The 643-nt window shown below is 65.6% G+C and carries 1 protein-coding gene and 1 pseudogene; both read right to left on the bottom strand.

Features of this window, described 5'->3' with window-relative positions; genetic code table 11:
• Window positions 1–529 (bottom strand): ATP-binding cassette domain-containing protein (locus tag D3D02_RS18350; protein ID WP_121571329.1); only part of this gene is annotated, 529 nt, incomplete at its 3' end.
• Window positions 526–643, bottom strand: a pseudogene (locus D3D02_RS21565) (ABC transporter ATP-binding protein); the annotation flags it as partial. The gene D3D02_RS18350 and the pseudogene D3D02_RS21565, both read right to left, overlap by 4 nt.

Here is a 643-nt window from a genome sequence, read left to right as displayed (position 1 = left end):
CGACGCGCTGTTTCTCGCCGCCCGAGAGCTGGTGGGGGAACCGCTCGACGAAGTCCTCGGCGGGCGTGAGCCCGACGCGTTCGAAGAGCGCGTAGATGCGCTTTCGGCGCTCCTCCTCGCCGAGACTCGGGTTCCACTTTTTCAGGGGGAGCATCAGCGAGGTGAGGATGCGCTGGTTCGGATTCAGCGCGCTGCCGGGGTCCTGGTGGATAATCTGGAGCGACCGCCGAATCTCCGAGAACGGGATGTCCGGGTCGCGGCTGTTTTTCGCCTCCCAGATATCCTGTCCGCGGTAGGTAATCGAGCCGTGGGTCGGCTCCTGCGCGCCGATGATGGCCTTTCCGAGCGTCGACGTACCGCAGCCGGACTCGCCGATGAGCGTGACCACGTCGTTTTCCCCGATGTCGAGCGAGATGCCGTCGACGGCGCGGACCGTCTGTCGCTCGCCGAACAGGCCGAGGAAGCCGCTGCTGTCCGTGAAGTGGACCGATACGTCGTCCACCGAGAGGATGGAGTTATCGACGCTCATTCGGCCTCACCGCCCTCTTCGGCCGCTTCCATCGCGGGAATCGGAATCTCGTCGGACACGTCGTCGTGGTAGAAACACGCGGTTCGGTGGCCGCCGCCGCGGTCCGCCATCGGT

The organism is Halobellus sp. Atlit-38R (genome assembly GCF_003665925.1).
Lineage (GTDB): Archaea > Halobacteriota > Halobacteria > Halobacteriales > Haloferacaceae > Haloquadratum > Haloquadratum inordinatus.
Note: the sequence above shows the minus strand (reverse complement) of the source record. Positions and strands in the feature narration are given on the sequence as shown.